This window comes from Shewanella sp. 10N.286.51.B2 (assembly GCF_041469265.1).
In the GTDB taxonomy this organism is placed as follows: Bacteria; Pseudomonadota; Gammaproteobacteria; order Enterobacterales; family Shewanellaceae; genus Shewanella.
In genome coordinates this window covers 66,313-75,769 of sequence record NZ_JBFRKH010000017.1, presented here as the reverse complement: position 1 = coordinate 75,769, position 9,457 = coordinate 66,313, and the positions used below count along the sequence as shown (strand labels likewise).

At 40.7% G+C, this 9,457-nt stretch carries 7 protein-coding genes; 3 read left to right on the top strand and 4 right to left on the bottom strand.

Annotated elements, in window-relative coordinates; all coding sequences use genetic code 11:
- Positions 1-217: 217 nt before the first annotated feature.
- The 4 genes from AB4140_RS05545 to AB4140_RS05530 form a co-directional block, all read right to left on the bottom strand.
- Complete coding sequence (locus tag AB4140_RS05545; RefSeq protein ID WP_372000083.1) at positions 218-844, bottom strand: acetate uptake transporter; 627 nt, start codon at positions 842-844, stop codon at positions 218-220.
- 498 nt (positions 845-1,342) lie between these two features.
- Positions 1,343-3,643 (bottom strand): OmcA/MtrC family decaheme c-type cytochrome, encoded by a 2,301-nt coding sequence (locus AB4140_RS05540; protein ID WP_372000081.1) that lies wholly within the window; start codon positions 3,641-3,643, stop codon positions 1,343-1,345.
- Between the two features lie 368 nt (positions 3,644-4,011).
- Positions 4,012-4,971, bottom strand: a complete 960-nt coding sequence (locus AB4140_RS05535) for a LysR family transcriptional regulator (RefSeq protein WP_102438815.1) — start codon at positions 4,969-4,971, stop codon at positions 4,012-4,014.
- 121 nt (positions 4,972-5,092) lie between these two features.
- Positions 5,093-5,797 carry a 16S rRNA pseudouridine(516) synthase gene (locus AB4140_RS05530; RefSeq protein ID WP_372000080.1) on the bottom strand — a complete coding sequence of 235 codons (705 nt, stop codon included), beginning with the start codon at positions 5,795-5,797 and terminating at the stop codon, positions 5,093-5,095.
- A 140-nt stretch (positions 5,798-5,937) separates the two neighbouring features.
- Here AB4140_RS05530 and glnD point away from each other — a divergent pair, with 140 nt between their 5' ends.
- Genes glnD through AB4140_RS05515 form a run of 3 tightly spaced genes read left to right on the top strand, consistent with a single transcriptional unit; the run spans position 5,938 to position 9,436 of the window.
- Positions 5,938-8,583, top strand: coding sequence for a [protein-PII] uridylyltransferase (gene glnD, locus AB4140_RS05525; protein WP_102438819.1), 2,646 nt, complete (start codon positions 5,938-5,940; stop codon positions 8,581-8,583).
- 32 nt (positions 8,584-8,615) lie between these two features.
- Positions 8,616-9,107 carry a YcxB family protein gene (locus tag AB4140_RS05520; protein ID WP_102519350.1) on the top strand — a complete coding sequence of 164 codons (492 nt, stop codon included), beginning with the start codon at positions 8,616-8,618 and terminating at the stop codon, positions 9,105-9,107.
- 41 nt (positions 9,108-9,148) lie between these two features.
- A complete protein-coding gene (locus AB4140_RS05515; protein ID WP_102475559.1) occupies positions 9,149-9,436 on the top strand; it encodes a hypothetical protein in 288 nt (95 codons plus the stop codon).
- Positions 9,437-9,457 lie beyond the last annotated feature (21 nt).

Below are 9,457 nucleotides of genomic sequence, written 5' to 3'. Positions count from 1 at the left end.
CGATGCTAAAAAACTATGGCATATATATGGCGTATAACAGCCACAGTATCGGCAAAGCTTGGTACATCATCGCCGCTGTGGGACGATTTCGGCAGTAGGGGTTTATCTTTACGGTAAGTGGTTGTTTAAACTGCAACAGAGCTAAAGTAAATTTAAACAAAAAAGCTGACAAGGCTATTCATAGCATTGTCAGCTTTTTTATGGCGCTAATTTAGTATTACGCTGCTTTTAACGACGCTGGTGCTGCAGTGGTTTCAGCTTTACTTGCTGCAAATCTGACTTTTCCAACAGGCAAAATCACCCGGCCATATTCAGCATTCAACACTTGCGCCATGGCAAAGTAAATGGCGCTTAAGCCACATAAAATACCTTCAAAGCCAGCAATGGTGCCAATTAGCTCGCTGCCGGTAAAATCTCGCGCAGCTAATAGGAAGAATAAAATAGTTAGCAAGCCAAAGACAATTTGCTTGGCTAATGGATAACGCATAGAGCCAATAAACATAAAGCCAGTAAACATGCCCCAAAGCGCTAGGTACCAACCCATAAAGCTTGCAGGACTTGCCGCAAAACCCATTTTAGGCATGACAAGTAGACCCACTAAGGTTAACCAAAATAGCCCATAAGAAGTAAATGCTGTAGTGCCAAAGGTATCGCCACGTTTAAAGCACATGATGCCGACAATCACTTGGCCAATGCCGCCGTAAAAAATACCCATAGCAAGGATCATTGAATCAATTGGGAAAAAACCCGCATTATGAATATTAAGCAAAATGGTGGTCATACCGAAGCCCATTAAACCAAGTGGCGCTGGGTTTGCATATGAATGTGTTTGCGGTGTCGACATTGAGTTCCCCTACAGGAAGTGATCAATTAAAAAGAGTAGTGACGATAGTGTCGCCACACTAGATTAACTTTGGTTAATCTTAGCGACGCGCATAATAGAGTAACCGCTGGGGGCGATCAAACTGGCACTCAAGCCCTATGAGGGATAGACGCACTAAATAATGACATTAATTAGTGTTATTTTTCAGTTTGTTAATTTATAAAACGACTTAAAGCGCAGTGCTAACCCCTTAACGACTCTCTAGATCTCAAATATGGTCGATAACTGCTGTTACTCACAAAAAACATGCCTTAGCCCAAGCTTGATAGCAAACTAAAGCTGGCTTGCAGGTTCAAAAAATGCATTGACTCACAAAAATGAATAAAAACGCCATTGAGAACAATAAAAAGGTCCAATTCAAAAAATACAGATAAAAAAGGGAGCCCGAAGGCTCCCAGTGGTTTATTTGCTATGAGAAGCAGGGGATCTCATAGCTGATGAAACATCTCTTATTGCTAACTAGTGTGCGCCTCCAGCATGCATCACATCAACACCATAAGTTTTACCTTCAGCATGACAAGTTGAGCAAGATTCAACGGGTAGATTAGCTGTTGAAGATGGCTCGCCCTCAACTATCGCACCATTACTCTTGAAGTGAGCCATTGCAGAGGCACTTGAGTGTGCGTGACAAGTACGACATGCTTCAGCGGTAGGGCTAATGAACATTGTTGCACCAGCATCTACTGCGATTGCACGTTTACCTGAAGTAAGGCCACCATCTGCGGCGAATAAACTCACATCATCTTTATGACAAGCTGAACATTCAGTAGCAACTGCTGGGTAACCTTCTGTTTCCATATCTGAATTTAAGTGTATTGCAGGGAAACCACGGTTATCATCCCAAAGACCTGAATGGAAACGGTGAGCTACAGTGAATAAGTCACGGTTGCTATAGGTTAAGCCTTCAATTGTTTCAAATACTGGGTCGCCATTTTCATCAACTGCATCTGTTTTATATTCAACAGTCGCATGATAAGAACCACCCCAAGTGTCGTTATGACAACCTACACATTGGTCGAAACGTTCGTTACCGTAATGCTTAGCAATACCTAATGAAGTATGACAAGTATTACATTTAGCTTCATCAGCGGTTACCCGTGCTGGGTCACTAAAGCGAGATATCGTTGCGCCGCTACCATCAGCATTGGCTAGATTCCAGTAAGCTGGCGCCATAGTGACTGCAACATAACCAACATCATATTGCGCTTCGCCGCTTGAATCTAAACACTCAATGAGCATACCTTCTGAATCGGCACATACTGAGAATCTAGGTGTTACAGAAATACTCTTTCCGTCTAGATTAAACTCACCTAATTGAGTCACCATTAACTGGCCAGCGGATGCAACGACACCATTTAGATTAACCGAAGCACTGCCGTAGTAAGTACCATCAGTGTCTACCCAACCGGTTTTCATTTCATCGTATTTAGTAAAGTTAGTGAACTCGAAACCATCTTCAACGGCAACACCATCAATAGTGACATCAAATGTAATCACCATTTCATCCATGTCAACTGTTGCGCTTTCAGTGTAACTCACACTATTTAAAGCAATTTCAATTGAATCAGTGGCAATCGCTCTCGCTGCAACATTATGTGCTTGCATTGGGCTTAAGCTACCTGCGCCATGACAACCAGAACAGGCTGCATCACTTTCAGGTACGATACCTAGGTGGTTTTCACCAGTGGCTAAATCTACATCGGTATGACATGACACACATGCTTCTGCGTAAACATTATCATTCCATTGCATACCGTTATCATGACATGCGGTACATTGATTTATTTCTGATGGGAAGCCAATTTCGCCAAACATCTCTGCAGCTTCACCTTCTAGATCGTCAATATGATGACCAGCGTGTAATGTGTGAATCATTGCATTCCAATTAGCGTTAAAGCCTTTTTCTGGATCGTCTTCACCGCCAGCATAAGCTGGGTTATGACAGGCTACACAATTTTCAACTTTTTGATAATTATGGTGGGCACCAATGTTAGCTATGCGGATATCGGTAGCTTCATACCCATCCATTTGAGTATGACACTTAATACAAGAGGCGTTAGACACTGAATCTTTTTCAGATACCGCTAGCTCACCCGTTGCAGGAATAAAGTCAACCGGAGTAGAAAGCAATTTATCTGCAATGCCTTCACCTGTGCTGTCTACAACATCATAGCTACGCACCATAACGCGATGTAAGTTATTGGCATCACCATCTGCAAGTACAACCGGTGCATTGCCTTCATGTTCCCAAGTACCTGTGTAAGTGCCTGGGTTTGCTTCATCTTCAACTAAGGTACAAGCTTCAACTTCTGCGCCGCCGCGGGCTTCTGCCATACCTGTTGGCGTACAATACATACTTGAACCAAATTCATTGGTTAGGGTATGGCTTTCCCACAATAGTGGCGCGCCAGTATCAGTGGTATTGGCCGCTTGATTCATCACATAAAGCGCTACTTTGTCTAAGCCACTAAAGGGCACATCTTCGCCTTTAGCTGTTTTGCCTGTTACCGTAAATTTGATAGCAAAATCATCACCTCCTACTACCACGATATCTGCAGGGGCTAAGCTCAACACAAAATCAGCAGCAGATGCTACTGTATCAACAACACTTCCCGCTGGTGCTCCTGGTGTACCTGGTGTACCTGGCGCGCCGGGTTCTCCTGGGGCACCATCTTTACCATCATCTCCATCACTACAACCCGCTAGTCCAATAGCAGCGATTAACGCTGCTGCTAGAATCGACCTTTTATATGTTCTCATTATCGGATCCCCTATATAGGTATTTAAATCTGCTTTAGCAGTAACTTTAATATAAAAGATACCCCTTTAGATGTATCAAAAGAGTTTCATATATGTGACTGAAATTTAAAGATTTAGATCTTGCAATTTTACAAATCGAAGTTGGCAATTTCGATATATGAAATTTGTATAGGTTATTGAGTTTTATACTGATAATGATTGTTATTAACGAAACAGATTTGCGCTAAAAGAATGGTGGAAACAAGCATAAAAAATGCACAGTTCAAGGTGAATGACTCGACAGCCATAGCGCTTCTCTAGCCCATTAAAATGATATTCAGCGGCAGATCCCCCAGCACAGGGAAATGGCTAAATAGCACATAAGCGATTTAGGCAGCGATTAACTTAAGCACTGAATTAATAATAATCTTTCTGCTGTCATCACAATAGCGGCGGTATGAGGAGGTTCTTTCAATAAGGTGGTATTGCGGCGCGGCGCCATGGCCAAGCAATTTTTCTCTTTCGGTTTCCGGTAAGCTTTCAACACGTAGTGCATTAAAGTGATTTAACACTGCAGCTTCTGATGTGGCTATAAAGCTGAAACTTCGCATGGTCAACAAGTGACAAAACCACTCTTCAATGGAACTAACTCGACTGATATTAAGCGGCTCAATCCCTGATTGACGGCAGTAAATTTGGAAGAAATCTAATTTATCATTAAACCCCTTGGTATCGAGCAGCAAAAAGGGATAGTTAGCTATGTCATCTAAACTTATAGCATCATAGCCCCAAATAGGATGATTCGTTCTAGCCACAATCGAAGTGGAATCACTATGACCGAGGCTTTCAGATAATAAATCGCTGGCGCTGGCTGGGCCAAGGTTAATCCCTAAATCAATGTCACCTTGGTGGATCAACTCTTCAGAATGCTCATTCCATATATGCATTCTGACTTTACCTAACTTATCCATTATGTCGTCGCTGCCAAGCGCCATTGAAAGTGAAGTCATAATGATGGGAGTTACCGCAATATTGAGCACGGTTGATGAATTAGTACAGTTACCTTCATGTACGATGCGTTCAATATTTGAGGCTGACTCGCAAAAACTACATATGGGCTGATAAAGGTGCTCTGCTAGCGCGGTAGGTCTTAACCCTTGTTGACGTCGATAAAATAACTCATCATCAAAGGTTAACCGTAACGCCGTTAAACAACGGCTTATTTTAGGAGCTGAAACGTTTAATTCTTTCGCTGCAAGGTTAGCAAAGCCTGTTTCATAAATAGTTTTAAAGACCAACAAACAGAACACGTCTAATTCGCTGATTTTCTTAAGCGCTTTGAAATCCATGCAATTACCTAGTAATAACCTTGTTAATATTAGGCTTAATCTAACATGATTGTAACAAGTAAAACTTGATCAAGCCCAACCTTATAGAATTAATTTAAGTTTTTTTAAGGTTTTATAAGATTTACTTAAGATTGATTTCAGTTTGAGTGAGCGAGCGAAACTCCCCGACTAACAATTGCTTATCCAAGTTAATATTGCCCACCGACTCACGATGTAAACCAATCACCGGATTCCTGAAGCGGCCAAACATACGCTTAATTTGATGGTACTTACCCTCTTGTAACGTCACCCGTGCTTGATACTCTGAGATGATTTCAAGTTGCGCCGGTAAAGTGGTGATATCTTCAAAACCAAAATACATCCCTTGATTAAAAGCGCTGATATATGAGTCATCAATGGGATTTTCTAACGTCACCAAATACTGTTTGTTTACTTTGGTTTCAGGCGACATCAAAGCTTGCGACCATTGGCTGTCATTGGTAATTAACAGTAAGCCAGTAGAATTTAAATCAAGCCTGCCAGCAATATGCATCATTTCAATATTGACGCCAGTTAATAGCGACAAGGCCGTGGGATGAATATCATCTTTTGTCGCGCTCACCACACCCACAGGCTTGTGTAACATATAGTATTGTTTTTGCTGGTTCTGAATAAAGTCACCATCAAGCATAATAGCGGTAAACTCATTAATTTGACGGTCCATCTCTTTACAAGTCTCACCATCAACATTGACCCGCCCAGCCAGTAAAATTAGCCTTACCGCCTTTTTAGGTAGCTGTAATTTTTTAGCTAAAAACTGATCTAAACGACTTCGTTTACTTTGCATTTATGAATCCAATTTTGAGTAATTGATTCTTATTTAACTAGTTAAAAGAATTAACTTATTACTAATCAATTTAGTGGATAGTTTGAGTTGGCAAACTAAATCGCATACCCTATTTGAGAGCGAATCTAAAAGGGAGTGATATGTTTTTGCAGCCAGTCTATCCGATTTTACAGCCAAATATGAGTATTGTAGAGCTAAAACAAGCCATTACTGATTTTGATATTTGGCTAGAGCAACAGATTAGTTGTAGCCCAATTACCGAGATCCTGACATTTCGCGCTCAATTTTTTGATAAACTTCTCAGTCATATTTGGCAAAAGTTTACTTTTGATACAAAAGAAATCTCTCTCAATGCTGTCGGTGGCTACGGCAGGCAAACTCTACACCCTTTTTCTGATATCGATATTTGTATTATTCATGACCACAACTTATCCACCGATGATGCCAATAAACTCAGTGATTTTCTGACTCAATTATGGGACTTGGGTTTAGATTTAGGCCATGCAGTAAGGCGCCTAGATGATACTTTTGTCGCCTGTAAAGAAGATGTCACCATCGCCACCACTTTACTTGAAATTCGCAATATTTGTGGCCATGAAAACCATCAACACCAAGTTATCAGCAAACTCTATGGCGAAAGTATTTGGAGTAGCGCAGCCTTTTTTGAAGCCAAGTTTAATGAGCAACAAGTCAGGCATCATAAAGCCCAAGGCACCGCCTTTAATATTGAGCCCAATTTAAAAAATAGCCCTGGCGGCATGCGTGATATTCAAACGATTACTTGGATAGCTCGCAAACATTTCTCCATTGACGATCTTAAAGATCTTCGTCGTCTTAATTTTTTAACTGCTGATGAATACGCAGAACTAATGGAGTGCCAAAACTTTATTTGGCGAGTGCGATTCTCATTGCATCAAGCGTCAAACCGCTCTGAAAATAGACTTTTATTGCAACATCAAGCTGAAGTCGCTCGCCTACTGGGATTTGGTGACAGCGGTAATATCACCATTGAAAAAATGATGCGCCAATTGTTTAGAGCAATGAAGCGTATTCGTGAATTAAACCTGATGTTGATGGCTTATTTCCAACGCGAGATATCGCCACTGAAACACAATAATTGTATCGATATCAATGACAATTTTGAGATCTTAAATGGCCAAATAAATGCAAAAAATCAAGATGTGTTTATTGATAGACCGCAGATCATGTGGATGTTTTATTATATTGCCGAATACCATCAACAAGTAAAAGGCATTACCCCTGAGACCTTAAGATTGATCAGGCAAGTACGTCGTCGTTTAATGGGTGATTTACAAGACTTTCATGTCTGCCGTGAACTGTTTGTCAAACTATTCAAGCACCCACAAGGCATGGGGCTGGCAATTACCTTAATGCATCAACATGGCATCCTTACCTCATATTTACCCCAATGGCGTGAAGTGGTTGGCCAGATGCAGTTTGATTTATTTCATGCTTATACTGTGGATGAACACACTCATAAACTGCTAAAAAACTTATATGCACTAACCCATGATGACATTAGTCACGATCACAAATTGGCCGCTGATATCTATGCTCGGTTCCAAGCCAAAGAAACCATTTTATTTGCCGCACTATTTCATGATCTTGCTAAAGGACGTGGTGGTGATCACAGTGAACTCGGCGCAGTAGATGCCAAATTATTTGCCAAATTCCATGGTTTAAAAAACTCACAGCAGCAATTAATTAGCTGGTTAGTGGAACAACATCTATTAATGTCCATCACCTCCCAGCGTATGGATATTCAAGATCCTGATGTCATTACTGCTTTTGCAAAATCCGTGGGCAGCCTCACTAAACTTGATGCTTTATATTGTTTAACGGTGGCCGATATTCAAGCCACCAATGATGATCTATGGAATGATTGGAAAGCCAGTTTATTAACCGACCTCTACTTTGCCACCCGTAAAGCCCTCAGGAATGGTCTTGAAAATGTATTGCAACTGCGCAGCGTGGTTAGGGAGCACAAACAAGAAGCCCTTAATATCATCAATGCCGATTCACAATTAACAGATGAACACCAAATACAGGCTCAATCTGCTGCTATTCAAAAACTATGGAAAAACCTGCCGTTATCCTTTTTCGGTAATGCAGAATCCAGTGAAATAGCAAAATACACCCTAGGAATACTTTCGCATCAGCAACAAGCTCAAGCAGATTCTGAATCGTTAATTATTGTTGATGATAGTAATGTCAAAGGCTGTAGTGATGTTTTTGTGTATACCAAAGACAGAGCAGGCTTGTTTATTTCTCTGTTTAATACCCTATCAACCTTGAAGATATCAGTGAAGCAAGCACAGATTTCACAAACTAAAGACGGTTACGTGGTTGAAGCTTTTAAAGTACTCGACTTTGACGGTAAACCGATTTTCAGTGCTCAGCGCCGCAAACAAGTCACCAGCAAGCTACGTCAAGTGATAGACAATAATGTAATGCCGCCGAAAAAGCGCCCTTTAAGACACACCCAAAGTTTTGATAACAAACCCACCATTGAATTTATTCACTCTAAAAAAGCTAACCGCACCTTAGTGCATATTTTAGCGCTAGAAACCCATGAGTTTATGGGGCAAATAGCCAGTGCATTCAGAGCACTAGAGCTTACAATTCATTCTGCAGCCATCAGCACAGTCGGTGAGCGAGCTGATAACGTGTTTACCCTTTCCAACCAATACGGTGCACAGCTTTCAGAAGAAGAACAAACCGATTTACAGGAAAAATTAGTGAAATCGATCACTTCAACCTTATAATTATCTCAATTAATGTTGTCAATGAGCGATACATGTCTACCAGCGAAACAAAAACAACAGCTTATAGCTATAGTGTTGAATATATTTTAGATCGATCTCATTTTGAAGAAACCTTCGATGAGTCAGTTGTCATTAATACCAGTCCAAAGCGTTACTTAAAATCTGTGGCATTTTTAGTCGCTGGATTTTTAATGACCATCACCGAGTTAAGCCCCTATGTTGCTTACTTCTTTATTGGTTTAGGGGCAGTTGAAGCACTGCAAGTTAGGTTTAATCGCGCTTGGTGGTTAATGAGGCAACTAATAAGTAAGTCAGCGAATAACCCAGTAAATTTAACCATTGACGATAACGGTATTCATTCAAAGTCGACTTATATTGATCATCATTTAGCTTGGGATGATGTTTATCGCATTGCAGAAACAAGCCAAGGTTTTTTACTCACAACCCAATTAACCAAGCATTATGTTTCTAAGCGCTGCTTAGATGACACTTGCAGTGATTTTATTCGCAAAAAAATGAACTAAGCATCTGTTTACATAACGTGTTAACACTTAGAGGAACAATTATGACTAAACCATCATTAAGTTTAAGTATTGTCGTAAGCCTTGTTATCTGCAGTTTTTTCAGCACAGATACCAATGCCAATGGAATACCAGCCCCTGAGGATACCGTAAAATCATTAACGGCGGCCTGTGAAAATATGGCCGCTGAAGAACAAATTGAAGCCATCGAAAAACAGCAATTTATTACCGACTGCATCAATGCTCAGTTAATTGAAATGGGCTATCAAAGGCAAGCACCGCTAGAGATTGAACAATCAAATACTGAACCAGTTGAGCAAGAATTAAATTAACGCCGTGACGCCTTTGGTTAA

Excerpts from the sequence above, each read along its gene's own strand:
- AB4140_RS05515 (WP_102475559.1), top strand. The coding sequence starts at position 9,149 with ATGACTAAACCATCATTAAGTTTAAGTATTGTCGTAAGCCTTGTTATC.
- AB4140_RS05520 (WP_102519350.1), top strand. The coding sequence starts at position 8,616 with ATGTCTACCAGCGAAACAAAAACAACAGCTTATAGCTATAGTGTTGAA.
- AB4140_RS05540 (WP_372000081.1), bottom strand. The coding sequence starts at position 3,643 with ATGAGAACATATAAAAGGTCGATTCTAGCAGCAGCGTTAATCGCTGCT.
- AB4140_RS05545 (WP_372000083.1), bottom strand. The coding sequence starts at position 844 with ATGTCGACACCGCAAACACATTCATATGCAAACCCAGCGCCACTTGGT.
- AB4140_RS05535 (WP_102438815.1), bottom strand. The coding sequence starts at position 4,971 with ATGGATTTCAAAGCGCTTAAGAAAATCAGCGAATTAGACGTGTTCTGT.
- AB4140_RS05530 (WP_372000080.1), bottom strand. The coding sequence starts at position 5,797 with ATGCAAAGTAAACGAAGTCGTTTAGATCAGTTTTTAGCTAAAAAATTA.
- glnD (WP_102438819.1), top strand. The coding sequence starts at position 5,938 with ATGTTTTTGCAGCCAGTCTATCCGATTTTACAGCCAAATATGAGTATT.